Genomic DNA, 25,226 nt, shown 5'->3' on the forward strand with positions numbered 1-25,226 from the left:
TCTGCCGCGTTGAGGGCGGCTACGCTCGCCCGGATCTGCCGCGTTGAGGGCGGCTACGCTCGCCCGGATCTGCCGCGTTGAGGGCGGCTACGCTCGCCCGGATCTGCCGCGATGAGCGTGCGCGAGGCGAGGAGCACAAGCTTCAGCAGGGCCCGCTGCTCATCGGTCAGGACTTCGGCATGCCCCGCACGGTGACCAGCCGACCCGTCCAGGTATCAGGCACTCCCTTGGACACCCGTGTGGCCCCGCTACCGGGTGGGTGGCGGGGTGTGGGGCGGGGTCATGGTCGGCGGGGACGCGGGATGCCGGGTGGATCGGGCGGGTCGATCGCGGTGGTGCCGTCGCGGTCGCGGCGATAGCGGTATCCGTGCGGGGAGGTCCACTCGTAGATGCCAGGTGCGACCATCTCGTAGCGCCAGCCGGTGAAGGTCTTCAAGCGGTGGTGGGACCGGCACAGCGCCGCGAGGTTGTCGGTCTGGGTGGGCCCGGGCTGCGGTCGTCCCTCTGCCTGGGCGTCGGGGTCGTGGGGAATGACGTGGTCGACGTCGCAGCGTCGGGCCGGCCGGGTGCACCGCGGGAACACGCAGGTCTTGTCTCTCAGGACGACCTGCTCGCGGATCCGGTCGGGGATCTCGTAGGCGTCAGTCTTCAGCTGGGTGTTGAGGTCGATGATCGGCTTGATGGTCACCTTGGTGCGGGAATCGGCACACCAGGCCTTGACCTGGTCGAGCAGGACGAGGCGTTGACGCTCCTCGAGCCGTCCGGTGGGACCGAACACGGTCTGCTCGCCGACCGTTGAGTCGTCGAAGGGGACGTCGAAATGGGCATCGAAGTGGACGTAGAGGACGACCTCGCGTGCGACGGGCAGGCCGTCCTCGGTCTTCGCGACGGTGCCTGCGCCTGTGGTGTGGAGGTCGAGGGCGGTCTGGGTGCGGGCGAGGTCGCCGAGGGCCTTGGCGCGGCGTACGTTGAGCGACTCGGTGGACCCGAGGGCGGCCTGGGTGGCGGCGCCTTGGGCCACGGCGCGGTCGAGGTCGATGGCGTCGGCCATGTCGATCTCGGCCTCGAGGTGCATGGTGCCGGCGAAGTGGACCTCTTGGGTGTCGATGGTGACGTGGCGGGGGTCGACGTGCAGGTAGCCGTCCTCGGGGTCGGCGGCCGGGTCAGGCTCGGCGAGGTCGAAGCGCTTGATCGCCTCCGCGACGAGCCGGTCCAGCTGCGCGGGGCCGACCTTCCCGGCCACCGCAGCAACCTGGCTGTCGACGAACCCGGCTGCTTCGCGAGTCAACGCGGGTGAGCAGTGGATGGTCGTCTCCGCGACCGCGCGGGCCTTCCACGCCGGGACCCGGCCGGCGTGGACCAGGGCCCACAACCGCGGCAGCCGGTGCCGCAGCTCCAGGGACTGGCCGATGAGCTTCTTCGCCGCGACCGTCGAGACACCCAGCACGCCGCCGAGCTCCGCGACACAGAACTCCGCCACCAGCGGGCACCCCTCACCGGCGATGGGCTCCTCGTGCTCACACCCGGCAGACGGCACCGAGAACGTGGCCGCCTCGTGGATCGACTCCGGCGGGTGCAGGTCCGCCCACTGCGCAGCAAGCAGCATCTGGTCCGCGGCTGCCTGGTTCTCCGCGGTACGGCGCTCACGGATCACGCGCAGCAGGTCGGAGGCGGTGAGGTCGTCCACCTCACCTGCCACCCGGTCTGCCAGCGTTTCGCTCATGTGTTCGATTGTAGATGAGGGGTCCGACACTGGCACCCGGCGCGAACCGGGCCCGTGGACGCGCAGCCGGCACGCCGTTCCTGGTCTCGTGACGGGACTTCGTCCCTCCTCGACCAACGGAGCGGGCGGGTTTCGTGACGCGACTTCGTCGCTGCTCGACCGGCAGAACCCAGTCTCGCGACGGCCCTCCGTCTCTACTCGACCAACGAGCCGGGCCACACATCACCAGCCCTTGGGAGGTCCCGCCCGAGGCACGGTCGCTCCTAACGTCCGGGTGGGTGCAGCCGCGCCCGGCGCCGCGAACCGAGGGGACCCATGACGAAGGACCACCTGAGCGACCCACGGGCGGCCGAGGTGCGGCCCGTCGAGGTGGGACGGACCTCCAGCGACCAGCGGCGCGGGCTCCTCGAGCTGGGCCAGCACGCGCACGCGGCAGCCGGCGACGTACGAGCTGCGCTCGCCCTCGCCCGTGACCACGGTGCGCGGCTCCCCCGGCCCGGCGACGGCGGCACGGCGCTGCTGTGGTCCGCCCTGGCCACCGTTGCCGCGGTCGACCTGACCGTGGCGCGGGTGCTGGAGCCGCACCTGGACGCCCACGCCATCCTCGCCCAGGCCGAGGAACAAGCCGGAGTGCAGCCCGGTGACGGGACGTGGGGCGTGTTCGCCGCCGAAGGACCGGGCGAGCCGTTGCGGGCGACGCCGCGCGGCGAGTCGTACGTCCTCGACGGGCGCAAGCACTGGTGCTCGCTGGGCGGCGTCCTCGACCACGCCCTCATCAGCGCCCGGGTGGGTGACGAACGGCAGCTCTTCGCCGTCGACCTCGACCACCCCGGCGTCACGCCCGTGGCCGGGACCTGGGTAGCGCGCGGGCTCACGGCGGTCGACTCCGGTCCGCTCGACCTCGTCGCCGTCGACGCCCGTCCGGTCGGAGCACCGGGCTGGTACCTCGACCGGCCCGGCTTCGCCTGGGGCGCGATCGGCGTGGCCGCCGTGTGGTTCGGCGGCGCGGTGGGTGTCGCGCGCCGGATGGCGCGGGTGCCCGGTTCGCGTGAGCCCGACCAGGTCGCGCTGATGCACCTCGGCGCCGTCGACGCCCGGTTGCACGGCGCCCGGGCCGCGCTCGAGCAGGCAGCCGGCGCCCTCGATGCCGGCGACCTGACCGGACCGGACGGCTGGCGGGCCGCCCTGCGGGTGCGCGAGGTCGTCGCCACCGCCTGCGAGGACGTCCTGCGGCGGGCCGCGCACGGGCTGGGCCCCGGCCCCCTGGCCACCGAGGAGACGCACGCACGCCGGGTCGCCGACCTCGAGCTCTACCTGCGCCAGTGGCACGCCGAGCGCGACCAGGCCTCCCTCGGCCGGCTGCTCCTGGACGACCCGGCGTCGAGCTGGTGACGACCCCCGACTTCCGGCACGACCGCGCGGGTACGCCGGCCACTGAGTGGTCGTCGACGCTGGCCGGCCTGCCGACCGTCGAGCTGCCTGCATCCCGCAGCCGGCTCGTCGTCGTGGGGGCGCACCCCGACGACGAGACCCTGGGCGCGGGCGGCCTCCTCCACACCGCAGCCCGGTCGGGACGACAGGTCGAGGTCGTGACGGCGACGGCGGGCGAGGGCTCGCACCCGCACTCGCCCACCCACTCCCCCGCCCGGCTCGCGGAGGTGCGCCGGGCCGAGCTGCGGCAGGCGACCTCGCTCCTCGCCCTGGACGCACGCGTCCGGTGCCTCGACCTGCCGGACGGCTCCGTGGCCGAGCACGAGGAGGAGCTGGTCGCGGCGTTCGTCGAGACGATCGGCACTGCAGGCCGCGACGTCCTGCTCTGCGCGCCGTGGCGGCACGACGGCCACCCCGACCACGAAGCCGTCGGGCGGGCAGCCGCGGTCGCCGCACATCGCACCGACGCGCTGCTCTGGGAGTACCCCGTCTGGCTGTGGCACTGGGGTCGCCCGGGCGACCTCCCCGAGGACCACGCAGCGCGCCTGGGCCTGGGCGCGGACGCCGTGGCGGCCAAGCGTGCCGCCGTCGGCGCGCACGCGAGCCAGGTCCGGCCCCTCTCGGCCGCGCCCGGTGACGAGGTGCTCCTCGGTCCCGACCTGCTCGCGCACTTCGACCGCGACCACGAGGTCGTCCTGGCCGGCGGACCCGAGGCCGACGACGAGTCCCTCGACCGGGTCCACCTGGAGCGGCCCGACCCCTGGGACGTGGACTCCTTCTACGAACGCCGCAAGCGCGCCGTCACGCTGGCCAGCCTCCCGCGCGAGCACTACCCGGCCGCGCTCGAGGTGGGCTGCTCGGTCGGGGCACTCGCCGTCGACCTCGCGACCCGCTGCGACCGCCTGCTCGCGATCGACAGCAGCCCCGCGGCCCTCGACCTCGCCCGACGGCGTACGACGGACACCGCAGGCCTCGAGCTCCGGCTCGCCTGCGTGCCGGGCGAGTGGCCGCACGACCGCTACGACCTCGTGTCGGTGTCCGAGGTCGGCTACTTCCTCAGCCCGGCGCGCCTCGCCGAGCTCGTCCGGCTCTGCCTCGACTCCCTGGCCGACGACGGGCACCTGCTCCTGTGCCACTGGCGCCACCAGCCGGTCGGGTGGCCGCTGGCGGGTCCGGCGGTCCACGACGTCTTCGTCGACGCCTTCCTCGCCGCCGGGGGCCACGTCCTGGTCGACCACCAGGAGCCGGACTTCCTGCTCCACGTGCTGGGACGGTCGTCGTGACGCGCCCCGACGCCGTGGCCGTCGTCGTGCCCGCCCGGGACGAGGAGGACCTCCTGCCCGGGTGCCTCGACGCGGTCGCGGCCGCCGTCGACGCCCTGCGGGCCACCCACCCCCTCGTCCGCACGCAGGTCCTGGTGGTGCTCGACGCCTGTCGCGACGGCTCGGCGCAGGTCGTGCACGACCGTGACGACGTCGTCGCGCTGACCACCCTCGCCGGGTGCGTGGGCGTGGCCCGGTCCGAGGGCGTCGAGGCCGCCGCGGCGTGGGCGGCGGACGTCGGCGCCCGGTCGCTGTGGGTGGCGAGCACCGACGCCGACAGCGTCGTACCGGCACACTGGCTCACCGCGCACCTGGACTGGGCGGCCGACGGTCTGGGCCTCGTGGTCGGCACCGTCGAGCCCCGACCCGGCGACCTGTCCCCGGCCGCCCTGTCGGCCTGGCACCAGCGCCACACGACCGCGGACGGCCACGACCACGTGCACGGCGCCAACCTCGGCTTCACCCTGGCCGCCTACCGGTCGGCCGGCGGGTTCCCCCGCCTGCCGACGCACGAGGACGTGGGTCTCGTGACGGCGATGCGGCAGGCCGGGGTGCCGTCCCTCGCGACCGGCGCCGTCCCCGTGGTGACGTCGGGGCGTCGGGCCGGCCGCGCCCCGGGCGGTTTCGCGGACTACCTCGACGGCCTCGGGGCCTGACGCCGGAACGCCGAGCGGTCAGCCGACCTTCATCTCCCCGAGCTCGTTCCAACCGTCCTGGTCGACCTCGGTGCTGACGATGTCGGGGGTGCGGGCGAGGTACTGCGGGAGCTCCGCCTGCGCCGCGCGGAAGTGGTCGGACGAGACGTGGGCCCCGCCGGCCTCGCCGTCGCGGAACGCCTCGACGAGGACGTACACCTCGGGGTCCTCCAGGCTCCGCGACCACTCGAACCACAGGCAGCCCACCTCCGCGCGGGTGGCCTCGGTGAAGGCGCGCGAGAGCTGCGGCCAGTCCTCGGCGTGCTCGGGCAGGACGTGGAACTTGGCGGTGATGAAGATCAAGACGTCTCCTCGACTCGTGCGGACTCGGCTCACTGCGCTCGACCCTACGAGCCTCCCCTAGGCTGTCGGCGATCGCCATGACCCCCACCACCCGCGCCCGCCGGCTGCTGCTCGTCGTCGACGCGCCGTCGCTGCTGCACCGCAACCACCACGCGCGGTCGCACACCGGGCTCCGCGACCGGCAGGGGCGCCCGATCTGGGCGCTGCACGGGATGCTGCGCCAGATCCTCGAGTCCATCGACTCCTTCGCCCCCGACGCGATCGTCTTCGGGCTCGACGACCGTACGGGGTCGGTGCGGCGCGACCTCTACCCCGACTACAAGGCCGGGCGGGCGGAGAAGGACCCCGAGCTCGTCGACCAGCTCGACCGGGCCGGCGCGCTGCTCGAGGCGCTCGGACTGGCGACCCTCACGCCCCCGGGACTGGAGGCCGACGACGTCAACGCCTCGGGGGCGACGTGGGCCGAGGCCCACGACTGGAACTGCGTGATCATCACCTCCGACCGTGACGCCTTCGCGCACATCAGCCACCACACGCAGGTGCTCCGGCTCATCGACGGCGGCATCCACGGATCGCCCATGCTCAACCCGGCCCGTCTGTTCAACATGTACGGCGTCCGGCCCGCCAACTACCTCGCCTTCGCGGCGCTCCGCGGCGACAGCAGCGACAACCTGCCCGGCGTGCAGGGCATCGGCGAGAAGACCGCGGCGATCCTCCTCGACGTCGCCGGCTCGATGGAGGCCGCGTGGGCCGACATCGACCACGAGGAGGGGCGCAACCTCCTCGCCGCCCTCGACGACTGGTCGGCCGAGACCGGTGGGCGTCGCGTCGGCGCCACCGTCGTACGACGCCTCGCGGCACCGGGCGCGCGCGAGCGCTACGAGTTCAACGTGCAGATGATGTCCGGGAAGGACGACCTCGACCTCGGCCTGACCCCCGACGTGCCCGGCTCGCGCGGGCTCCTGCCGCTCGACCTCGACCGCGTCACCCAGGTGGTCGGCTTCCTCGACAACGACTTCACCACCGACTTCGCCGTGCGGGTGCTCACCAGCAGGCCGGCGTCAGGCTGAGGCGCCGTCTCCCTCACCGAGCCGCGCACGCAGCTCGTCGACCTCGGCCTCGAGCTCGAGGACGCGGGCGATGCCGACCAGGTTGAGCCCGTCGGCCAGCAGGTCACGGATGCGCTCGAGCCGGACGACGTCGTCGTTGCTGTAGAGCCGGGTGCCGCCTGCGGTCCGGTCGGGCGTCAGGAGCCCGCGACGCTCGTAGACCCGGAGGTTCTGGATCTCCATGGACACCATCGAGGCCGCCACGGAGATCGCGTAGACGCCGTCGTCGCTGTCCGTCACGGGCACCTCCTGGGTCTCACGAAATTCACGCCGGGACGACTTGATCCTGCCTGACTGGATGAGTATAAAAAACCTGTAACCATCAATACAGGTCGTGGACCTCACGGTTCGGAGGTCCACCCGGCAGATCCAGGAGGAGACGATGTTGCTTCGAACCACCGACCCGTTCCGTGACCTCGACCGGATCGCCCAGCAGCTCATGGGCACGACCAACCGTCCCGCGGTCATGCCGATGGACGCGTGGCGCGAGGGCGACCGCTTCGTGATCGAGTTCGACCTGCCCGGCGTCAACACCGACAGCATCGACCTCGACGTCGAGCGCAACGTCCTCACCGTGCGCGCCGAGCGGGTGGCCCGCAACGGCGACTGGGAGCCGCTGGCCTCCGAGCGCCCGCGCGGCGCCTTCAGCCGCCAGCTCGTGCTCGGCGACAACCTCGACCTCGACCGCATCGAGGCGGCGTACGCCGACGGGGTGCTGCGGCTCGTCGTCCCGGTCGCGGAGAAGGCCAAGCCCCGCAAGATCGAGATCTCGCAGTCGGGTTCGGGCCGCAGCGAGCGCGCCGAGCTGACTGCCTGATGCCCGTCTGATCCCAACCTGGTCCCCGCCCGGTCGGCGCCGGCCGCAGCCCTTGCGCAGTGTGCCGCGGCCGCGCCGACCTGCGGGGTCAGTTGCTGCCCGACACCACGATCGGGACGATCACCGCGGTCATCATGGCCGTGTTCATCGCGGCGACCGCCTTCGCCACCGCGTCGCCGGTCTCGGCGTCCGCCGAGACCTCCTCGATGCGCTGCTTCAGCTCCTTCTTGCCGAGGGTGCCCTTCTCCTCCTCGAGCACCTTCGGTGCGATCTCGAGTCCCTGGAGGATGGCGAGCAGGCTGCAGTCTGCCGACGTCGGCGTACCGCCGAGCAGGACCGTCCGCAGCCGCTCGCGGACGCGTCGCTCCGGCTCGGGGTCGACGACGGGGTAGCGCTCGGGCACCAGGCCCAGAGCACGCTTCTCCTCGACCCGGATGACGCCGGCCGCGGCGAGCGCCTCGGCGACCTCCTTCTCGCGACTGACCTTGCCGTCGGTCACCAGCGACGAGAGCTTCTTGCCATCGCGCTGCTCGAGCCGCGCCATCGCAGCGTCGAGGGCCGGGTGTCCGACCGGACCCGGCACGAGCACGGTCATGCGGGGGTCCTTGTCGTCGCTGAGGGTGATGCGTTCGGCGACGACGAGGTCGGTGATGACCGCGGCGGCGAGGCCGTAGCCCCGCTGGGCCATCGCGCTCTCGGGCTTGCCGTCGTCGCGGCGGAGCAGCAGGAACAGCTCTTCGGAGATCAGCATCCCCTCAGGCTAGGTCGGGCTGACCCGCCTGCGGATCCCTCTCCTGGTGGAGGTCCAGCGACATCAGGCGCGCGGCGAGGTCCACCGCAGGACCGAGGAGCAGGATCACCGCGAGGGTGCCGACGCCCACGGTCGCGCCCAGCAGCCAGCCGCCGAGCGCTCCCCCGCCCTGGACCACGCTGTAGCTCCACCGGAACGGCACCGGCGGGTCCCACGCGAGCGCCGCCGCCTCGGCCGGCCCGGCGCCGGTGTGGCTGCCGAGGTAGAGCGCGATGCCCACGGCCAGCACGGGGAACGCCGCCACCAGCAGGGCGACCTGCCACCCCAGCGCGTCCGGCGTGTCGAGGACGTCGAGCACCACGGACACCGTCACGCCGACGAGGACGACCTGCACCACCGTGCCGATGCCCGGATAGACCTTCCGCAGCGCCGCCAGGGCCACCAGCACGACGCCGACGACGAGGTTGACGACCCAGAAGTCGACCCCGGTCGTGAGGGTCAGGCCGTTGACGAACGTCGAGTAGCCGTCCGAGCCGAGGTCGGCCGCCAGCAGCAGTGCGACGCCGGTGCCCAGGACGAGGCATCCGACGAGGAGCATGGCCGTACGCCGGGGGCTGGGGATCACGGCGACAGCATCTCAGGCGCCCCTGCCCGCCTCCTCGGCGTCCGTCCCGGTGAACACCCGGCGACCGCCCGCCGAACCCGTCCGGACCGGCCTTCCACACCGGGCGGACACCGTCGTACGTTGGCGATCCCCCCACGTCGGAAGGCAGCACCCATGCGCTCTCGTCCCACCCGCCTCGCCCTCGCCACCGTCGCGACCCTCGCCGTCGCCGGCCTCGGCGCGCCCGCCCTGACCTCCCCCGCAGCCGCGGGAGCCGGCCATGCCCACCCGGGCAAGACCGGCAAGCCCAGCGAGGTCCGCTTCGCCACCTTCAACGCCTCCCTCAACCGCGGGGCGGAGGGTCAGCTCGTGGCGGACCTCTCCACTCCCGGCAACGCCCAGGCCGCCGGTGCCGCGGAGACGATCCAGCGCGCCGACGCTGACGTCGTCCTGGTCAACGAGTTCGACTACGCCGAGGACGGCGAGGCAGCCGAGCTGTTCCGCGACAACTACCTCGCCGTCGGGCAGAACGGCGCCGCACCGGTCGACTACCCCTACTACTACGTCGCCCCGTCCAACACCGGCGTGCCGAGCGGGTTCGACCTCAACAACAACGGCGTCGTCGGCGAGCCCGGCACCCAGGCCGGCGGCGACGACTCCCTCGGGTTCGGCCTCTTCCCGGGCCAGTACGGCATGGTCGTCTACTCGAAGTACCCCATCGCGACCGACGACGTCCGCACCTTCCAGGAGTTCCTCTGGAAGGACATGCCGGGCGCCGTGCTGCCCGACGACCCGGCCACACCCGCGCCGGCCGACTGGTACTCCGCCGAGGAGCTCGACGTCTTCCGCCTGTCCTCGAAGTCGCACTGGGACGTGCCGATCAAGCTGCCGGGTCGCAAGCCGGTCCACTTCCTCGTCTCCCACCCGACACCGCCCAGCTTCGACGGCACCGAGGACCGCAACGGCCGGCGCAACCACGACGAGATCCGCTTCTGGGCCGACTACGTCACCGGCGGGCGCACCGCGTCCTACATCTACGACGACCAGGGCGGCACCGGCGGCCTCGGGCGCGGGCAGGACTTCGTGATCGCCGGCGACCAGAACGCCGACCCGTTCGACGGTGACTCGTACGACGACGCGATCCTCCAGCTGCTCGACCACCCGCGGGTCCAGGACCCGATGCCGACCTCGGCCGGCGCGGTCGACGCGACCCAACGCGATCAGCGCATCAACCTCACCCACGAGGGCCCGGCCGAGCAGGACACCGCCGACTTCGCCGACGGCGCGCCGGGCAACCTCCGCGTCGACTACGTGCTGCCCAGCGAGCGACTGGTGGTCCGCGACACCGGCGTCTTCTGGCCCACGTCGAGCGACCCGCTGTTCGCCCGCCTGATCGGGACGTTCCCCTTCCCGGTCACCGACCACCGCCTGGTGTGGCTGGACCTGGGCACCGAACGACCGCACGGTCGCTGAACCCGCAGCCGCTTCGCCGAGGGGCCGGCGGACGTTCACCTGACGTCCATCCGCCGGCCCCTCGGGGGGCCACCCGGGTGACGAGAGTCGGCGTGTCCGCCCGACCTCAGATCTCCGGAGACTCCCCCCATGCCGCACAGCCCCTCGACGAGCACCAGCCCCTCCCCGAGCCCGACCCGCACGCTGCTGCCGATGGCCGGTCAGACCCACGGCAGCCGCAGCGCCGTCACCTGCCACCTGCGCTGCGGCGACGCCTGCTTCCAGGCCGTGCCCAACACCACCGAGACGTCCTACTTCCGCGACGTCGCCGCCACCGTGCTGAGCCGCCGCTCGGTCGTCAGCACCGGCCTCTCCGTCGCCGCGCTCACCGCCGTTCCGATGGCCCGCGCCGCTGCCGCACCGGCCCCCGGACCGAAGCCCGGCAAGGGCGGTCACGGCAAGCCCGGCACCCTGCCCTTCACGCCGATCGCGCCCGCCGCCACCACCGTCGACGACGTCACCGTGCCCGTCGGCTACCGCTGGGACCCGATCCTGCGCTGGGGCGACCCGATCCTCCCCGGCGCCCCCGCGTTCGACCCCAACGCGCAGACGCCCGAGGCGCAGGCCGGCCAGTTCGGCTACAACAACGACTACCTCGACATCATCGAGACCAACCGCTCCGGCACGGAGGCGCTGCTCGTGTGCAACCACGAGTACACCAACGAGGGCATCATGTTCCCGCCCGGCACCGACCCGGCGACGATCATCCGCACCGCGTGGGCCGCGCACGGCATGTCGGTGGTGCAGCTGAAGCGGCGCCGGCGCGGCGACGTGTGGTCGTACGTCCCGGGTGCGCGCCTCAACCGCCGCATCACGCTCGACACCCCGTTCGCCGTGGACGGGCCCGCTGCCGGGTCCGACCTGCTCAAGACGGCGGCCGACCCGACGGGTCGCACCGTCCGCGGCACGATGAACAACTGCGCGGGGGGTACGACGCCGTGGGGCACGGTCCTGTCGGGCGAGGAGAACTTCAACCAGTACTTCCGCGCCACCGGCACCGACCCGAAGGAGACCCGCTACGGCCTCTCCGCGACCCAGGACTCGCGCAACTGGCGCTCGCTCGACCCGCGCTGGGACGCCACCACCGCCGACTACCGCAACGAGCCCAACCGCTTCGGCTGGGTCGTGGAGCTCGACCCGAGCGACCCGACCTCGACGCCGGTCAAGCACACCGCGATGGGCCGCTTCAAGCACGAGGGCGCCAACGTGATCGTCAACCGCGACGGGCACGCGGTGGCCTACATGGGCGACGACGAGCGCTTCGACTACGTCTACCGCTTCGTCTCCCGCGACACGATGCGCCCCGGCAACAGCCCGAAGGCCCGGCGCCACAACCTGACGCTCCTGAGCGAGGGCGACCTGTCGGTCGCGCGGTTCACCGGCGACGGCCTCGGGGACGGCGTCAGCGACGGCTCCGGCGAGTGGATCCCGCTCACCCGCGGCGGCCAGTCGATGGTGCCCGGCTTCACGCTCGAGGAGGTCCTCGTCTACACGCGCCTCGCCGCCGACGCGGTGCAGCCGACCAAGATGGACCGCCCCGAGGACGTCGAGCCCAACCTGCACAACGGCCGCATCTACGTCGCCTGCACCAACAACACCGACCGGGGCAAGGTCGGCAAGGAGGGCCCCACCGAGCCCAACCCGCGCCCGGCCAACAAGGACGGCCACGTCGTGGAGATGATCCCGACCGGGGGCGACCACACGGCCGACACGTTCGGCTGGAACCTGTTCCTCATCTGCGGCGACGAGGCCTCCGCCGGGCGCTACTTCGGCGGCTGGACCGGTCCGGTCTCGCCGATCTCCTGCCCCGACAACGTCGCCTTCGACAGCCGCGGCAACCTGTGGGTCTCGACCGACGGGCAGCCGAGCGCGATCAAGGTCAACGACGGCCTGTTCAAGGTGCCGGTCGAGGGTCCCGAGCGGGGCCACGTGCAGCAGTTCCTGGCCGTGCCGTCCGGCGCCGAGACCTGCGGGCCGGTCATCCGCGACCGCGAGGACTCGGTGTTCGTCGCCGTCCAGCACCCGGGCGAGGACGGCTCCTGGGCCGCCCCGCAGTCGCGCTTCCCCGACTACGTGCCCGTCGGCGCCACGGCGCCCGCCGGCCAGCTCGCCGGCCCCCGGCCGACCGTGGTCCAGGTGACCCGCAGCTAGCGCACCTACGATCGACCCGTGCCGCGGCCCCTCACCACCACCGTCGCGGTCGCGGCCGGGTCGACGGCGCTGCTGGTCCTGGCCGTCGCGGAGGGATGGCTCGGCCCGGACGTCGGGCGCGGTGCGAACTTCTGCGAGATGGCGTACGACGGCGCGGTCGCGCAGCCGGCCAACACGCTGTCCAACCTCGGCTTCGTCGTCGCCGGCCTCCTGGTCGCCAGGCACGCCCAGCAACGCCAGGAGGACCCCGCGCACGCCCGGGACGTCATGTCGACGGCGGTGGCCACCTTCTTCGCGTGCGTCGTGGTGCTGCTCGGCCCCGGGTCCGCCGCGATGCACGCCACCCAGAGCGCGTGGGGCGGCCACCTCGACATGCTGAGCATGTACCTCGTCGCCGGCTTCGCCGCGGCCTGGGCCTGGGTCCGGTGGACCCGGCGCGGCACCGCCTGGTTCGTGACGGCGTACATCGTCTGCGTCGCGGCGTGCGAGCTCGTGGGGCTGTGGCCCGACCCGGTCCCCGTCGTCCACTACTCCGGCAACCTCGCCTTCGCGGTGCTACTGGCCGGCGCCGTCGTGCTGGAGACGGCGCTGTGGCGGCGCGGTGAGACCAGCCGGGTCTTCCGGCACGGCGTCGTCGCGCTGGCCTCGATGCTGGTCGCCTTCACCATCTGGCTGCTGAGCAACGCCGGCTGGTGCGACCCCGACTCGCTCCTGCAGGGCCACGCGGCGTGGCACCTGCTGTGCGCGGTCGCGGCCTACTGGCTCTACCGGCTCTACGCCTCCGAACGACGTGCGGTCCGCTCACCCGCGGGGGTGTGATCGGCCGTTCCACCCATCCGACCCCGTCGGCCGCCCCGAATGAGCTGAGTCACACCAGCCGGGCCTCAGTCCCGGCGGGCCGTCGGAGGCGCGGCGTCCTCGAACGCACAGCGACACCTGGATGGAGCACGCATGTTCGGCAAGGCAGTAGTCACAGACATGATCAACCGGAGCGCGGAGAACGAGACCGACCGCCGGCTGTTCCTCAAGTCGGCCGGCGTCGCCGGTCTCGGAGTGGTCGGTGCGGGTGCGCTCGGCGCGACCACCGCCGCACCGGCGGGGGCCGCGGGCATCAGCGACGGCGCGGTGCTCAACTTCGCCCTCAACCTGGAGTACCTCGAGGCCGAGTTCTACTCCTACGCCTTCTACGGCCACGGCATCAGCGACAAGCTGACGTCCGGCAAGGGCAAGAAGGGCGGCGTCATCGGCGGCAAGAAGGTCGACTTCAAGACGCCGGCGATCTACAACTACGCCAAGGAGATCGCCTGGGACGAGCTTCACCACGTGCAGTTCCTCCGCAAGGCGCTCGGCGGCGCCAAGGTCGCCCGGCCGCAGATCGACCTGCAGAACAGCTTCACCGCCGCGGCGACGGCGGCCGGCCTGATCCAGCCCGGCCAGACCTTCGACCCGTTCGCCAACGAGAACAACTTCCTGCTGGCCGCCTACCTCTTCGAGGACGTCGGCGTCACGGCCTACAAGGGCGCTGCGCCGCTGATCTCCAACAAGACCTACCTGGAGGCGGCCGCCGGCATCCTCGCGGTCGAGGCCTACCACGCCGGGCTGGTCCGCTCGGCGCTCTACTCCAAGGACCTGCAGGACGCCGCGCGCGCCATCTCCAACGCTCGCGACAGCCTCGACGGCAAGGGCAACCGCGACCAGCCGATCGGCACGGCGAAGTCGGCCAACATCACGCCGACCGACGGCAGCGGCATCGCGTTCAGCCGCTCGGCGGGTGAGGTGCTCAACGTGGTCTACCTCAACCCGAAGTCGGTCACCAAGGGCGGCTTCTTCCCCAAGGGCGTCAACGGCACGATCAACAAGAGCGCGTGATCGTCGTGCCGGGGATCGAGCTGCTGGGTGTGCTCCTGCTCGGCCTCGTGGTGCTCCGCGCCGCGTGGCTCGCCACGCACCCAGCCGTGCACCACGCCGCGATGCGGCCCGCCCACTGGTCCGCCGAGGTCGACCGCGTGCTGAGCCGCGGCACGGAGAAGCACCGGGCCTGAGCGTTTCCCCTTCCCGGACGGTCCGGGCGCCACCTGGCGTCCGGGCCGCCCCGGGGCAGTTGAGAGGACACCACATGTTCGGCATCGGACTTCCTGAGCTCGCCGTCATCGCCTTCTTCGGCGTGGTGCTGCTCGGGCCCGACAAGCTCCCCGGGCTGGCCAAGCAGCTGGCCCACGGGATCAAGACCGCCAAGCGGATGGGTGACTCCGTCCGTGACGACCTGCGCTCCTCGCTCGGAGACGACTACGCCGACCTCGAGCTGCGCGACCTCAACCCCCGCGAGCTCATCCGCCGCCAGGTCGAGGAAGCGCTCGCCGAGCGCGACGAGGAGGAGGTCGACGACGAGACCGTCGAGGAGATCGTCGACGAGGTCCTCACCCCCGCAACACCCGATGAAAGGAAGACCGCATGACTTCCACCACGACGCCCCTCCTGATCGGAGGGCTGGGCGGCATGGAGCTGCTCATCATCCTGGCCGTCCTGCTCCTGCTCTTCGGAGCCTCCAAGCTCCCCGAGCTGGCCCGCGGTTCCGGCCAGGCCCTGCGCATCTTCAAGTCCGAGACCAAGGGGCTGATGGACGACGGGAAGGACACCAAGGACACGTCGGACGAGGCCGAGCCGAAGCACGTGGCCGCTCCGGCTGACGTGGCCGTGGACCCGATCGTCGTCGAGACGCCCCGCGGCCAGGACGCCTCGCGCGGCTGAGAGGACCAGCAATGTCGATCGCCAGTGTCACCGACATGCTCCGTGTCGCACCCAGCCATCCCGGCTCGACCCCTGGGTCGATGTCGTTGGCCGGCCAGCTCCGCGAGCTGCGGGCGAGGCTGATCCGGTCCGCACTCGTCCTCGTGGTGGCGTTCGGCGTCTCGCTGCTCTTCTTCGACCCGCTCCTCGCGCTCGTCCTCGGCCCCTACAACCAGGCTCGCGACCTGGTGGGGGCGGACACCACGACCTCGGCGTACGTCGCCGGGGCCACAGGTCCGCTCATGCTCCACCTCAAGCTCTGCGGCGTCGCCGCCCTCATGGCCGCCAGTCCCTACTGGCTGTGGCAGGCCTGGGCGTTCGTCGTCCCCGGGCTGCTGGAGCGCGAGCGGCGGTGGTCGCGCGTCTTCGCGCTGGTCGCCGGCCCCCTCTTCATCGGGGGCGTCGCCCTCGGCTACTACGTGCTCCCCAAGGGCCTCGGCGTGCTGATCGGCTTCACCCCCGACGGGCTCGAGAACCTGGTCGAGTTCGGCGACTACTTCTCCTTCTTCACCCGGATGCTGCTGGTCTTCGGCCTCGCCGTCGAGCTGCCCTTCTTCCTGGTGCTGCTCAACCTCGCCGGCGTCGTGACCGGCGCGCAGCTCGGGCGGCACCGGTCGATCATCATGATGGCCACGGTGGTCTTCGCGGCGATCGCGACGCCGTCGACCGACCCGTTCTCGATGCTCATGCTGGCCGTCCCGATGATGGTGCTCTTCCTCGTCGCGGAGGTCATCACCCGCGCCGTCGACCGACGCCGCGCCGCCCGCGCGCTCGCCCAGGTGCGGATCGGGGACTGACGTGTTCCAGACCACGAGGTACGCCGCTCCCCCGACGCGTCGCCGGAGCGCCGATGCCGAGGTGACGTCCGCACGTCCCGGACGCATCTGGCCGCTGCTGGGCCCGGCGTTCGTGACGGCCGTGGCCTACGTCGACCCGGGCAACTTCGCGACCAACATCGCGGCCGGCTCGGGCTACGGCTACCTGCTGGTGTGGGTCGTCGTGGTCAGCAACGTCATGGCGATGCTCATCCAGTACCTCTCCGCGAAGGCCGGCGTCGCCACCGGCCTCAGCCTCCCGGCGCTGTGCCGCGAGCACCTCCCCCGCCCGGTCGTGAAGGGACTCTGGGGGCAGGCCGAGCTGGTCGCGATCGCGACCGACCTGGCCGAGGTCGTGGGCGGCGCGCTGGCGCTCAAGCTGCTCTTCAACCTGCCGCTCCTGGTCGGCGGCACCATCACGGCCGTCGTCGCATTCGCCCTGCTGGCGGTCAAGGGCGCCGGGCACCGGCACTTCGAGACCGTGATCATCGGCCTGCTCGGTGTGATCCTCGTCGGTTTCGTGTACGACATCGCCATCAGCGGCGTCGACGCGATGGCGGTGCTCGACGGCACCCTCCCGCGCTTCGACGGGATCGACAGCGTCGTGCTCGCCGCCGGCATGCTCGGCGCGACCGTGATGCCCCACGCGATCTACCTCCACAGCGCCCTCACCAGCGAGCGGTTGCACGCCCGCACCGACGCGGCCCGGCGCGCGGTCATGCGCGCTCAGCGGGTGGACGTCGTGACGGCGATGACGATCGCCGGGCTGATGAACCTCTCGCTGCTGCTGGTCGCCGCGTCGGCGCTCTCGGGGCGCGGCATCGACACCATCGAGGGGGCGTACGCCGGTCTGGGCGAGACCCTGGGCACCGGTGCCGCCCTGCTCTTCGCGCTCGGGCTGCTCGCGTCGGGGTTCGCCTCCAGCAGCGTCGGGACGCTGTCGGGCCAGGTCGTGATGGAGGGGTTCGTGCGACGCCGCATCCCGCTGGCGGTGCGGCGCCTGGTCACGCTGCTGCCGGCGGTCGTCGTCCTCGCCCTCGGCGTGGACCCCACGGCCGCGCTGGTCGCCTCGCAGGTCGTGCTGTCGTTCGGCATCCCGTTCGCACTGGTGCCGCTCGTGTGGTTCACCGCACGCCGCGACGTGATGGGCTCGCTGGTCAACCGGCGCGTCACGACGGTCGCGGGCGTCGCCGCCGCGGGGGCGATCATCGTCCTCAACGTGGTGCTGCTCGTGCAGCTCGCGGCGTGACCCGGGGCCGGTCGGCTCAGGCGTTGCCGTCGACGTAGCGGCCGTCGGGGGTGACCGGGTTGTCCTCGTTGATGGCCTCGACGGCCTCGGTGAGCTCGGCCTGGGCCAGCGGCGGACGGCGGTCGAGGTGGATGCCGGCGATCATGCAGCGCACCGACCCGCCGGCGAGCTCGATCGTCGGGATGTCGACGGCGACGATCTCGCAGGACTCCTCGATCGCGGCGACCTGCTCCGGACGCAGTGAGCGCTTCGCCCGGGCGGACATGGCCATCACGTAGCGGCGGCGGCCGTCCGGCGTACGACCGCACAGCTCGACCGCGTTGCCGGCGAACTCACGGATCTGCTCCTCGGTCAGCTCGACGATGGTGCGGCCGGTGACCGCGAGGCGCTCGCGCACCTGCTCGCGCCGGTGCTCGTCGGGGATCATCCCCAGCGCGATCATCGCGACGTCGGTGCCGATGCAGGCGATGACGTTGGTGTGGTAGACCGGCACGCCGTCGGAGTCCACGGCGTCGAAGGCCATCGGCTCGTAGGTGAAGTCGGTGCAGAAGCGCTCCAGCACCGCTGCGTCGGCCCGGTGGCTGCGGGCGGTGTAGGCCACGCGGGAGACGTGGTCGAGCACCATCGCGCCGGTGCCCTCGAGGAAGACGCCGTCGGGCTCGAGGCCGGAGTAGTCGACGATCGTCTGCACGCGGTACTCCGACTTGAGCATCTCCAGCACGTCGGCGCGACGCTCGTGGCGCCGGTTCGAGGCGTACATCGGGTAGACCGCGACCGCGCCGCCGGCGTGGGTGGAGACCCAGTTGTTGGGGAACACGCTGTCTGGGCGGGTGTGGTCGTCGTCGTCGAAGACGTGGACCCGTACGCCGACCGCGCGCAGCGCCTCGGCGAGCGCATCCATCTCGGCCATCGCCCGGGCCGACGTCGCCTGCTCGGTCTGACCGGCCGGCGCATCGGCCTGGAACGCGTTGTCGGCCGCCGTCGCCGGGTTGGGGACGAAGCTGGTCGCGCGGACGAGGATCACTGCAGAAGGGGCCTGGGCACTCACGGGAGGAATGTAGGGCACCCGCGGGCGGTGGTCAGAACCCGCGCGAGACTCCGACGGCCGCGGCCATCACACCAGCCACCTCGGCCGGGTCGTGGCGGATCGCCGGTTCGTAGCAGGTCAGCTCGGTCTCGACCCAGCCCGGCACGTCGGAGTCGCGCCACAGTCCGCACGCAAGGACGCCCCGCTGCTCGACGAAGGCGACGACGCGCTCGTTGACCTCGTCGGCCGTGCCGGGGGCGTAGGCCAGGAACGTGCCGATGTGCGGCTCGTCGGGGAAGGTCCGGAACCCCTGCTCGCGCAGGGCCGCCGCGAGCTCGACGGCCCACGCGCGGTAGTCGCCGAAACGGCCGAGGTGCTCCCGCAGGCCGATCAGCCCGCCCACTGCCGGCGCGGTCAGCGAGAAGAGCGTGCCGCCCATGCGCTGCCGCCACGAGCGCAGCTCCCCGGCGAGGTCCTCGGGGCAGACCACGAGCGCGCCGCTCGAGCCGCCGAGCCCCTTGTAGAGCGAGACGTAGACCGAGTCGAACAGTGCGGCGACCTCGGCCAGGCTGCGGTCCCAGTAGGACACCGACTCCCAGATCCGCGCCCCGTCGGCGTGCAGGCGCACGTCACGCTCGCGGGCGGCCTCGGACAGCGCGACCAGGTCGTCCCACGACGGCAGCAGGCAGCCGGTGTCGCGCAGCGGCAGCTCGATCATCGCCGCGCCGAGCCGACCGCCCACGGCGGCGAGGTCGTCGGCGGTGGCGGTGCGCCGGCCGGTCGTGAGCCACTCGAGCTCGAGGCCCAGCACCCGCCGCGGACCGTCCTGCTCGTGGTGCACGAGGTGCGACAGGTCGGGCAGCGCGACCCGGCGGGAGCCGGCGCGGTCGCACCACGCACGCAGGGTCGCCTGCTGCGCCATCACGCCGCTGGGGAACATGACGGCGGACGGCTTGCCGAGCAGCTCGGCGACCTCGGCCTCGAGCTGCGCGACCGCGCCGCGCTCGCCGTAGCGGTCCCACGCGAGGTCGTGGTCCTCGGCGAAGTCGGCGAGCTCGCGGAGCATGGCCGCCGGCGTCGACGGCGGGCGGTGGAAGATCCAGTCTGCTGACGCCGAGACCGCGCGGAAGCGGTCGAGGAGCTCGCTCACGTCAGGACCGAGTGGCCGGGGCCGGTCAGGCGTGACGCTTGAACCAGTAGGTCGTCTCCACGCCGGGGATGACCTGCACCAGCTCCCAGCCGTTCACGCCGAGGGTGGAGAGGAGGTCCTCCCACGACTCGGTGCCCTCCACGAGCGCCTCGGGGTCGGCGTTGTAGCCACCGACCTCCACGTTGCCCTGGTCGTCGACGGTGATCTCGAGGTGCGCCCATGAAGCCATGCGGCGATCCTGCCACCCCCGTCAACACGACGGTCGTCGACCCAGCGCCCACTCCGCCACCACGTGGCAGCGGTCGGTCTCCCACCAGGCCAGCTGCAGCCGGTCGAGCACCACGTCGACCGGTACGACGCCCGCGAGCAGCACCGCCGTCGAGGCGAGGTCGACGTCCTCGGCGGCCGCGTCGACGGTGAGGTGCGGCTGGACGTCGCTGCCGAACTCACCGCCGTACGGCGGCCACGCGGGGAAGGCGGCCACCAGGCGTGCGGTGAGGTCCCGCAGTGCATCGTCCGGGTCCGGCACGAGGTGGATGATCCCGTTGGGGAACTGGCCGAGGTCGGCCAGGCGCACCTCGATCGGCGGGGTGTCCGCGGCCAGGGCCGCGACGGTCTCGAGGTCGGCCGCCGACGGCGCCGGGGCGAACGGCCCGAGCGCCGTGATGTGCGCGTGCCCGAAGCGCGGGTCGGCCGACACGAACCCGGCGTCGTAGTGAGCGGTGCGCTCGCGCACCCACGCCTCCAGTGCCGGCACCGGCAGCTGGAGGACGGTGTGGCCGGTCACGCGGGCAAGACTGGCAGGCCGCCCCGGCCGGGCCGTCACTAGGCTGCTGCCGCCATGAACGAAGCGTCCCGCATCGCCCCGCCCTCCCCCGAGATCACTGCCCTCGCGCGGGAACGCCTCGACGGCCTGGCCACGCCCCCGGGGGCGCTCGGACGCATCGGCGAGCTCGGCGTCTGGCTCTCGGCGGCGCAGGGCGTGGTGCCGCCGCGTCCGCTGACCGACGTACGCCTCGTGGTGCTGGCCGGCGACCACGGCGTGGCCGGGCACGGCGTCTCGGCCTACCCCGCCGCGATCACCGAGGCGATGGTGCGCACCCTCGTCGCCGGCCGGGCGGGGGTCAGCGCGCTGGCGCGGGAGCACGGCGTCGCCGTGACCGTGCTCGACGTCTCCGTCGACGCCGACCTCGACGACCTGCCGGCCGAGGTCACCGCTTGCAAGGTGCGACGTGGCTCCGGCGCCATCCACCTGACCGACGCCCTGACCCGGGAGGAGGCCGAGCGCTCCCTGGCCCTCGGCGCCGACCTGGTCGGCGAGCTGGCCGACGACGGCGCCCAGCTGCTGATGACCGGGGACCTCGGCATCGGCAACACCACCGTCGCGGCCGCGCTCGTCGCCGCGACGCTGGGCCTGCCGGCCGACGAGGTGACCGGTCGGGGCACCGGCATCGACGACGACGGCTGGACCCGCAAGCGCGACGTGGTGGCGCAGGCCCTCGCCCGGGCCGAGGACCGCACGTCCGACCCGGTCGAGGTGCTCACGGCCCTCGGCAGCGCCGACCTCGCCGCCACCGTCGGCTTCCTGGTCGAGGCGTCCACCCGCGGCGTACCCGTGCTCCTCGACGGCCTCATGTCGCTCGCCTGCGCGGTCGTGGCCGAGGCCCACGCGCCCGGCGCTGCCGCCTGGTGGCTCGCCGGCCACCGCTCGACCGAGCCGGCGCAGGCGCACGCGTTGAAGTCCCTCGGCCTCGAGCCGGTGCTCGACCTCGGCATGCGCCTCGGTGAGGGCTCGGGTGCCGTGGCGGCCCTGCCGGTGCTGCGCTCCGCCGTCGCCGTGATGCGCGACGTGGCCCTGCTCGCGGAGATCCTGCCTTCGTGACCGTCCGCGACGCGTGGCTGCTCGCCACCGGCACGCTCACCGCCGTCCGCGTCCCCCCGCCGAGCCGGGTCGACCGTCAGGTCGCGGGCCTGGCAATGGTCCTCGCCCCGCTGGCCGTGCTCCCCCTCGCGCTCGCGGCTGCGGCCGTGGTCCTGGTCGGGGGCTGGATCGGGCTGCCGCCCCTCGCGACGGCGTACGTCGTGCTGGTGGCGCTCGCGCTCGGCACCCGCGCCTTCCACTGGGACGGCCTCGCCGACACCGCGGACGGCCTGACCGCGTCCTACTCCCCTGCGCGCTCGCTCGAGGTGATGCGCACCGGGCCGGTGGGACCGGCGGGTGTCGTCGCCGTCGTCCTCGTCGCCGGGCTCCAGGCGGCCGGACTGGCAGCGGTCGTGCGCCACGACCACGGCTGGTGGGTCGTGGGACTGCTGGTGTGCGCCTCCCGGCTCTCGCTGGCGCTCGCCTGCGTGCGCGGCGTGCCGGCGGCCCGCGCCGACGGGCTCGGGGTCACCCACGTCGGCTCGGTGCCGGTCGCCGCCGCGGTCGCCTCGCTGCTGGTGTGCGGCGTGGTCGTGGGGCTCGCCGGCCACGGGCTCGGCTCCGTGTGGACGCTGCTCGCAGGGCTGGTGGTGGTGGTCGGGGTCGTGCTTGGGCTGCTGCTGCGGTGCGTACGACGACTCGGCGGGATCACCGGCGACGTGCTGGGCGCGGCGGTGGAGGTCTCCTTCGCCGTGCTGGTGCTGGCCGCCGCGAGCGCCTGACCCGCCGGCTCTGACAGGATGCGCGCCATGCGGATCCTGGTCACCGGCGGCGTGCGCTCGGGCAAGTCCACCCACGCCGAGGACCTGATCGGCGGCGCGCCCGCGACGTACGTGGCCACGGGCACGCCGCCCGACCGCGAGCAGGACCCCGACTGGGCCGCCCGGATCGACGCCCACCGCGACCGACGTCCCGCCTCCTGGGACACGGTCGAGACGCAGGACCTCGCCGGCGTCCTCGCCGAGGCCCGCGACCCCCTGCTCGTCGACTGCCTCGGCACCTGGCTGACCGCGATCATCGACGCCGAGGACGCCTGGGAGCACGACTCCGACGCCGTCCACGACCTCGTCCTCGCCCGCACCGACGAGGTCGTCGCCGCCCTGGTGCGGTGCGAGCAGGACGTCGTGCTGGTGACGAACGAGGTCGGTCTCGGCGTCGTGCCCGAGCACCGCTCCGGCCGGCTCTTCCGCGACCTGCTCGGTGTGGTCAACCAGCGCGTCGCCGCCGCTTGCGACGAGGTACACCTCGTGGTCGCCGGCCGCGTCCTGCGGCTCTGACGGGCAGGGGCCGTGCCCGACCACGACGAGGTCGTCCGCCTCTACGGACCCTGGCGCTCCCGCACACCTCGTGACGCCGCCGCGCTCCTCGACGGCTACGACCGCCCGTGGTGGATCGCCGGCGGCTGGGCCGTCGAGGCCTTCACCGGCGTCCCCCGCGCGCACGACGACGTGGACCCCAGCATCCTGCGCTCCGACGTCGCGCACCTGCGCCGGCACCTGGCCGGCCGGCTCGACGTGTGGCAGGCCGACAGCGGCACGCTGACGGCGATGGTCGACGACACGGTCCCGCTGGCCGACAGCTGCGAGAACCTCTGGCTGCGTCCGAGCGGCGCCGACCCGTGGGAGTACGACGTCATCCTGATGCACGCCACCCCGACGACCTGGACCTACAAGCGCGACGGCCGAATCACCCGCCCGCTCGCGGAGATCCTCTGGACCCACGACGGCATCACCTACCTCCGTCCCGAGGTGCAGCTGCTCCACAAGGCCCGCGTCGTACGCCCCAAGGACCAGGCCGACTTCGACGTGTGCGCGCCGCTCCTCGACCCCGGGTCTCGCTCCTGGCTCCGCTCGGCGCTCGAGCTCGCCCATCCCGGGCATCGGTGGCTGGAGGCCCTGTAGCGCTCGCCCGGCGTTGAGGCGGGCCCTTGGGGAACCAGACGCAGGCAGATCGGGCCGAGGGGCCTGCAGGTCGTTCCCCAGCGCTGAGCGGCGGGGCGCGCTCGTCAGTCCCGGGCGTCGCGTCGTTCCTGGAGACGCGCGCGGGCCTCCGGCAGGTAGGCCAGGCACGGGGCCTCGGCGTCAGGGTGCCTGGACGTGAGGTGGAGGATCCAGCGATCCATCGCCGCCATGTAGCCGTTGTCCTCACCCGCCCGGCGTGTGCTCCAGGCGCGGGTGCCCGTGCCGGGGCGCGGGACCTCGCACTGCGTGCAGGAGATCTTGTAGGCGAACGAGTCGTCGGGGCTGACGTCGATGCGGACCACGGCCAGCGCTCCTGCCTCGGCACCGGCCTTCCTCTGTCGGGCGGAACGGCTGGCGGGCACAGGGACCTCGGTTCGTGCTCGGGGATGGCTGCCCCAGCCTAGGCAGGGACCGACGTGTCCAGCGATGCCGGGAGCGGGGCGAGCCGCCCGGACCACCCGCCCTCACACCACGAGCACGAACGACCCCAGCGCCACCAGCCACGAGGCGAACGACCCGAGCAGGAAGTACTCCGTCATCTCGTGGACGGTCTGCTGCTCGTGACGCGAGGAGAGCTCGGGGAAGCGGAGCAGGCCCTTGGCCGCGACGACGACGCTGGCCGCGGTGACCTGGCCACCGAGCGCGAGGGCGAGGATGAAGACCCGCTCGAGCGGTCCGAGGAGCCGGCCGCCCTTGAGCTGGGTGGGCGGCATCGCTCCATCGGCCCGCGGATTGATGGTGCCGGTGGCCTTCAGCACCAGGCGGACGAGCACGTTGCCGGTGGAGAGCTGGATGGCGAAGGCGCCGAGCAGCATCAGGAACCGGTCGGCCGACACCTCGCCCAGGTCGGCGACGGTCAGCGACTCCAGCCACCGCGCGAGCGGCCCGCCGGCCTCCGGCGCGAGGCCGGAGCACGCGATCGCCCCGATGAGCGTGGTGAGGAAGACACCGAGGGGCAGCCAGGCCGCCTTCGGCTCGGGGTGGCCGAAGCCCCACGTGACGGTGAGGCCCCACACCAGCACGACGGCGGCGATGACGAGCAGCGCCGCGACGTCGCGCCCCGACGTGAGCCCTGCCAGCAGCCCCACGCAGAGCGCCACCAGCGCCCCGACGCACTCGGGCAGGTAGCGCGTGCGGCGCACCGAGTGGGTCAGGTCGGTCACCGCGAACCCGATCAGCAGGATCCCGAGCCAGCTCATCCGTCCACTCCTCTCACAGGTCGCGCAGCATCTCGTCGGTCGCGAGCACCACGCCGATGCCGCCGGCCCGGATCCGCTGCGACACCGCCGACGGGCTGATGCCGAGGTCGGCAGCGATCTCCTGCTGCTGCCTCCCCCTCAGCAGACCACGCAGCACCGACATCGACCGCTCCGACAGGCCGGAGACCACCTGGTCGCGCGTCATCAGGGCGGCATTGACCAGCGCCGGGTCCGGTCCCTGGTCCGCCTCGGCCGCGACGTACGCCGTCCGGACCGCACGCAGCGCTGCCTTGCGCTCGTACCCCTCCACCTCCTCGATCGCTGAGCGCGCGGCCCACCAACCAGGGCCGTCCTCGACCCGCGGCTCCTCGGACAGCACGACCACACGCCCGCTCCCGATTCCCTGCCGCACGTCGTCGCGGGGCAGGAGGGCCATTCGTAGTCGCAACGTCGCCGCGATGGCGTCGCCGAGCGAGGCGAAGATCCCCTGGAACTCGTCGCCGACACCGATGCGCAGCGGGACCGGTGGTGCGTACGCCCTGTTGACGTCGGCGACCGCCCGCGCGAAACGCTCGTGCATTGCGGCGCGATCCTCGCTGCGCCGCGAGCCGACCAGATCGCCGATCACGGTGACTGAAGACTCCACCTTCATGTCAGACATATGAAGACCATACCTTCTTCTGCGACAGATGAAGTCTA

The 25,226-nt window shown here is 72.8% G+C and carries 30 protein-coding genes; 18 read left to right on the top strand and 12 right to left on the bottom strand.

Features of this window, described 5'->3' with window-relative positions:
* Positions 1–280 precede the first annotated feature (280 nt).
* On the bottom strand, positions 281–1,723 hold the full coding sequence (locus Q1B24_RS19235) for an HNH endonuclease signature motif containing protein (RefSeq protein WP_299931695.1): 1,443 nt from the start codon (positions 1,721–1,723) through the stop codon (positions 281–283).
* Positions 1,724–2,038: 315 nt separating this feature from the next.
* Between Q1B24_RS19235 and Q1B24_RS19240 the strand changes: the two genes are divergently transcribed.
* Genes Q1B24_RS19240 through Q1B24_RS19250 form a run of 3 tightly spaced genes read left to right on the top strand, consistent with a single transcriptional unit; the run spans position 2,039 to position 5,132 of the window.
* On the top strand, positions 2,039–3,115 hold the full coding sequence (locus Q1B24_RS19240; RefSeq protein WP_299931697.1) for an acyl-CoA dehydrogenase: 1,077 nt from the start codon (positions 2,039–2,041) through the stop codon (positions 3,113–3,115).
* Complete coding sequence (locus Q1B24_RS19245) at positions 3,112–4,437, top strand: bifunctional PIG-L family deacetylase/class I SAM-dependent methyltransferase (RefSeq protein ID WP_299931699.1); 1,326 nt, start codon at positions 3,112–3,114, stop codon at positions 4,435–4,437. Before Q1B24_RS19240 ends, Q1B24_RS19245 begins: the two co-directional genes overlap by 4 nt.
* Positions 4,434–5,132: a glycosyltransferase gene (locus Q1B24_RS19250; protein WP_299931701.1), complete on the top strand. Its 699-nt coding sequence runs from the start codon at positions 4,434–4,436 to the stop codon at positions 5,130–5,132. The genes Q1B24_RS19245 and Q1B24_RS19250 overlap by 4 nt, the downstream gene beginning before the upstream one ends.
* 18 nt (positions 5,133–5,150) lie before the next feature.
* On the opposite strand, the gene Q1B24_RS19255 is transcribed toward Q1B24_RS19250, so the two are convergent.
* The gene (locus tag Q1B24_RS19255) at positions 5,151–5,474 is read right to left on the bottom strand and encodes a putative quinol monooxygenase (protein WP_299931703.1); all 324 of its coding nucleotides are present in this window, start codon (positions 5,472–5,474) and stop codon (positions 5,151–5,153) included.
* Between the two features lie 77 nt (positions 5,475–5,551).
* Here Q1B24_RS19255 and Q1B24_RS19260 point away from each other — a divergent pair, with 77 nt between their 5' ends.
* A complete protein-coding gene (locus tag Q1B24_RS19260; protein WP_299931705.1) occupies positions 5,552–6,544 on the top strand; it encodes a 5'-3' exonuclease H3TH domain-containing protein in 993 nt (330 codons plus the stop codon).
* Here Q1B24_RS19260 and Q1B24_RS19265 read toward each other — a convergent pair.
* The gene (locus Q1B24_RS19265; RefSeq protein ID WP_299931707.1) at positions 6,536–6,823 is read right to left on the bottom strand and encodes a MerR family transcriptional regulator; all 288 of its coding nucleotides are present in this window, start codon (positions 6,821–6,823) and stop codon (positions 6,536–6,538) included. The two genes, Q1B24_RS19260 and Q1B24_RS19265, sit on opposite strands and share 9 nt — an antisense overlap.
* A 142-nt stretch (positions 6,824–6,965) precedes the next feature.
* Between Q1B24_RS19265 and Q1B24_RS19270 the strand changes: the two genes are divergently transcribed.
* Positions 6,966–7,400, top strand: coding sequence for an Hsp20 family protein (locus tag Q1B24_RS19270; RefSeq protein WP_299931709.1), 435 nt, complete (start codon positions 6,966–6,968; stop codon positions 7,398–7,400).
* An 88-nt stretch (positions 7,401–7,488) separates the two neighbouring features.
* Here the strand turns inward: Q1B24_RS19270 and Q1B24_RS19275 are convergent, their stop codons facing one another.
* Entirely contained in the window at positions 7,489–8,151 is a 663-nt protein-coding gene (locus tag Q1B24_RS19275; RefSeq protein WP_299931711.1) for a GPP34 family phosphoprotein, read from the bottom strand.
* Between the two features lie 4 nt (positions 8,152–8,155).
* On the bottom strand, positions 8,156–8,776 hold the full coding sequence (locus Q1B24_RS19280) for a hypothetical protein (RefSeq protein ID WP_299931713.1): 621 nt from the start codon (positions 8,774–8,776) through the stop codon (positions 8,156–8,158).
* Positions 8,777–8,929: 153 nt separating this feature from the next.
* Here Q1B24_RS19280 and Q1B24_RS19285 point away from each other — a divergent pair, with 153 nt between their 5' ends.
* The 9 genes from Q1B24_RS19285 to Q1B24_RS19325 all read left to right on the top strand — a co-directional run bounded on the left by Q1B24_RS19285 (position 8,930) and on the right by Q1B24_RS19325 (position 17,269).
* Complete coding sequence (locus Q1B24_RS19285) at positions 8,930–10,228, top strand: endonuclease/exonuclease/phosphatase family protein (protein WP_299931715.1); 1,299 nt, start codon at positions 8,930–8,932, stop codon at positions 10,226–10,228.
* Positions 10,229–10,357: 129 nt separating this feature from the next.
* Complete coding sequence (locus Q1B24_RS19290) at positions 10,358–12,418, top strand: PhoX family phosphatase (protein WP_299931717.1); 2,061 nt, start codon at positions 10,358–10,360, stop codon at positions 12,416–12,418.
* Between the two features lie 18 nt (positions 12,419–12,436).
* The gene (locus tag Q1B24_RS19295) at positions 12,437–13,237 is read left to right on the top strand and encodes a ceramidase domain-containing protein (RefSeq protein ID WP_299931719.1); all 801 of its coding nucleotides are present in this window, start codon (positions 12,437–12,439) and stop codon (positions 13,235–13,237) included.
* Between the two features lie 159 nt (positions 13,238–13,396).
* Complete coding sequence (locus Q1B24_RS19300) at positions 13,397–14,287, top strand: ferritin-like domain-containing protein (protein WP_299931721.1); 891 nt, start codon at positions 13,397–13,399, stop codon at positions 14,285–14,287.
* The gene (locus tag Q1B24_RS19305) at positions 14,284–14,460 is read left to right on the top strand and encodes a hypothetical protein (protein WP_299931723.1); all 177 of its coding nucleotides are present in this window, start codon (positions 14,284–14,286) and stop codon (positions 14,458–14,460) included. The genes Q1B24_RS19300 and Q1B24_RS19305 overlap by 4 nt, the downstream gene beginning before the upstream one ends.
* 74 nt (positions 14,461–14,534) lie before the next feature.
* Entirely contained in the window at positions 14,535–14,873 is a 339-nt protein-coding gene (locus Q1B24_RS19310; protein WP_299931725.1) for a twin-arginine translocase TatA/TatE family subunit, read from the top strand.
* A complete protein-coding gene (gene tatA / locus Q1B24_RS19315) occupies positions 14,870–15,166 on the top strand; it encodes a Sec-independent protein translocase subunit TatA (protein WP_299931726.1) in 297 nt (98 codons plus the stop codon). Before Q1B24_RS19310 ends, tatA begins: the two co-directional genes overlap by 4 nt.
* Positions 15,167–15,177: 11 nt before the next feature.
* Positions 15,178–16,002, top strand: a complete 825-nt coding sequence (gene tatC, locus Q1B24_RS19320) for a twin-arginine translocase subunit TatC (protein ID WP_299931728.1) — start codon at positions 15,178–15,180, stop codon at positions 16,000–16,002.
* Between the two features lies 1 nt (position 16,003).
* Positions 16,004–17,269, top strand: a complete 1,266-nt coding sequence (locus Q1B24_RS19325) for an Nramp family divalent metal transporter (RefSeq protein ID WP_299931730.1) — start codon at positions 16,004–16,006, stop codon at positions 17,267–17,269.
* Positions 17,270–17,285: 16 nt separating this feature from the next.
* Here Q1B24_RS19325 and ctlX read toward each other — a convergent pair whose 3' ends face one another.
* The 4 genes from ctlX to Q1B24_RS19345 are packed head-to-tail and all read right to left on the bottom strand — an operon-like array spanning position 17,286 to position 20,233.
* Complete coding sequence (gene ctlX, locus Q1B24_RS19330; protein WP_299931732.1) at positions 17,286–18,317, bottom strand: citrulline utilization hydrolase CtlX; 1,032 nt, start codon at positions 18,315–18,317, stop codon at positions 17,286–17,288.
* A 31-nt stretch (positions 18,318–18,348) separates the two neighbouring features.
* On the bottom strand, positions 18,349–19,446 hold the full coding sequence (locus Q1B24_RS19335; protein ID WP_299931734.1) for a low specificity L-threonine aldolase: 1,098 nt from the start codon (positions 19,444–19,446) through the stop codon (positions 18,349–18,351).
* 25 nt (positions 19,447–19,471) lie between these two features.
* Positions 19,472–19,675 (bottom strand): hypothetical protein, encoded by a 204-nt coding sequence (locus Q1B24_RS19340; RefSeq protein ID WP_191196112.1) that lies wholly within the window; start codon positions 19,673–19,675, stop codon positions 19,472–19,474.
* A 21-nt stretch (positions 19,676–19,696) separates the two neighbouring features.
* Positions 19,697–20,233: a 2'-5' RNA ligase family protein gene (locus Q1B24_RS19345; protein WP_299931739.1), complete on the bottom strand. Its 537-nt coding sequence runs from the start codon at positions 20,231–20,233 to the stop codon at positions 19,697–19,699.
* A gap of 54 nt (positions 20,234–20,287) precedes the next feature.
* Between Q1B24_RS19345 and cobT the strand changes: the two genes are divergently transcribed.
* Genes cobT through Q1B24_RS19365 form a run of 4 tightly spaced genes read left to right on the top strand, consistent with a single transcriptional unit; the run spans position 20,288 to position 23,268 of the window.
* Positions 20,288–21,328, top strand: a complete 1,041-nt coding sequence (gene cobT / locus Q1B24_RS19350; RefSeq protein ID WP_299931741.1) for a nicotinate-nucleotide--dimethylbenzimidazole phosphoribosyltransferase — start codon at positions 20,288–20,290, stop codon at positions 21,326–21,328.
* Positions 21,325–22,089, top strand: coding sequence for an adenosylcobinamide-GDP ribazoletransferase (locus Q1B24_RS19355; protein ID WP_299931743.1), 765 nt, complete (start codon positions 21,325–21,327; stop codon positions 22,087–22,089). Before cobT ends, Q1B24_RS19355 begins: the two co-directional genes overlap by 4 nt.
* A gap of 27 nt (positions 22,090–22,116) precedes the next feature.
* On the top strand, positions 22,117–22,644 hold the full coding sequence (gene cobU, locus Q1B24_RS19360; protein WP_299931745.1) for a bifunctional adenosylcobinamide kinase/adenosylcobinamide-phosphate guanylyltransferase: 528 nt from the start codon (positions 22,117–22,119) through the stop codon (positions 22,642–22,644).
* 12 nt (positions 22,645–22,656) lie between these two features.
* Positions 22,657–23,268: a hypothetical protein gene (locus Q1B24_RS19365; protein ID WP_299931747.1), complete on the top strand. Its 612-nt coding sequence runs from the start codon at positions 22,657–22,659 to the stop codon at positions 23,266–23,268.
* Positions 23,269–23,372: 104 nt separating this feature from the next.
* Here Q1B24_RS19365 and Q1B24_RS19370 read toward each other — a convergent pair whose 3' ends face one another.
* From Q1B24_RS19370 to Q1B24_RS19380, 3 genes are all read right to left on the bottom strand, one after another.
* Positions 23,373–23,630, bottom strand: a complete 258-nt coding sequence (locus Q1B24_RS19370; protein WP_299931749.1) for a hypothetical protein — start codon at positions 23,628–23,630, stop codon at positions 23,373–23,375.
* Between the two features lie 162 nt (positions 23,631–23,792).
* Entirely contained in the window at positions 23,793–24,527 is a 735-nt protein-coding gene (locus Q1B24_RS19375) for a hypothetical protein (protein ID WP_299931751.1), read from the bottom strand.
* Between the two features lie 13 nt (positions 24,528–24,540).
* Complete coding sequence (locus Q1B24_RS19380) at positions 24,541–25,188, bottom strand: SatD family protein (protein WP_299931753.1); 648 nt, start codon at positions 25,186–25,188, stop codon at positions 24,541–24,543.
* Positions 25,189–25,226 lie beyond the last annotated feature (38 nt).

The organism is uncultured Nocardioides sp., assembly GCF_947488025.1.
In the GTDB taxonomy this organism is placed as follows: domain Bacteria; phylum Actinomycetota; class Actinomycetes; order Propionibacteriales; family Nocardioidaceae; genus Nocardioides.

Bases quoted from the DNA above. Each gene is read 5' to 3' on its own strand.
- Q1B24_RS19235 (WP_299931695.1), bottom strand. From the start codon at position 1,723: ATGAGCGAAACGCTGGCAGACCGGGTGGCAGGTGAGGTGGACGACCTC.
- Q1B24_RS19240 (WP_299931697.1), top strand. From the start codon at position 2,039: ATGACGAAGGACCACCTGAGCGACCCACGGGCGGCCGAGGTGCGGCCC.
- Q1B24_RS19260 (WP_299931705.1), top strand. From the start codon at position 5,552: ATGACCCCCACCACCCGCGCCCGCCGGCTGCTGCTCGTCGTCGACGCG.
- Q1B24_RS19270 (WP_299931709.1), top strand. From the start codon at position 6,966: ATGTTGCTTCGAACCACCGACCCGTTCCGTGACCTCGACCGGATCGCC.
- Q1B24_RS19275 (WP_299931711.1), bottom strand. From the start codon at position 8,151: ATGCTGATCTCCGAAGAGCTGTTCCTGCTGCTCCGCCGCGACGACGGC.
- Q1B24_RS19285 (WP_299931715.1), top strand. From the start codon at position 8,930: ATGCGCTCTCGTCCCACCCGCCTCGCCCTCGCCACCGTCGCGACCCTC.
- Q1B24_RS19290 (WP_299931717.1), top strand. From the start codon at position 10,358: ATGCCGCACAGCCCCTCGACGAGCACCAGCCCCTCCCCGAGCCCGACC.
- Q1B24_RS19300 (WP_299931721.1), top strand. From the start codon at position 13,397: ATGATCAACCGGAGCGCGGAGAACGAGACCGACCGCCGGCTGTTCCTC.
- Q1B24_RS19310 (WP_299931725.1), top strand. From the start codon at position 14,535: ATGTTCGGCATCGGACTTCCTGAGCTCGCCGTCATCGCCTTCTTCGGC.
- tatA (WP_299931726.1), top strand. From the start codon at position 14,870: ATGACTTCCACCACGACGCCCCTCCTGATCGGAGGGCTGGGCGGCATG.
- tatC (WP_299931728.1), top strand. From the start codon at position 15,178: ATGTCGATCGCCAGTGTCACCGACATGCTCCGTGTCGCACCCAGCCAT.
- Q1B24_RS19340 (WP_191196112.1), bottom strand. From the start codon at position 19,675: ATGGCTTCATGGGCGCACCTCGAGATCACCGTCGACGACCAGGGCAAC.
- cobT (WP_299931741.1), top strand. From the start codon at position 20,288: ATGAACGAAGCGTCCCGCATCGCCCCGCCCTCCCCCGAGATCACTGCC.
- cobU (WP_299931745.1), top strand. From the start codon at position 22,117: ATGCGGATCCTGGTCACCGGCGGCGTGCGCTCGGGCAAGTCCACCCAC.
- Q1B24_RS19375 (WP_299931751.1), bottom strand. From the start codon at position 24,527: ATGAGCTGGCTCGGGATCCTGCTGATCGGGTTCGCGGTGACCGACCTG.
- Q1B24_RS19380 (WP_299931753.1), bottom strand. From the start codon at position 25,188: ATGTCTGACATGAAGGTGGAGTCTTCAGTCACCGTGATCGGCGATCTG.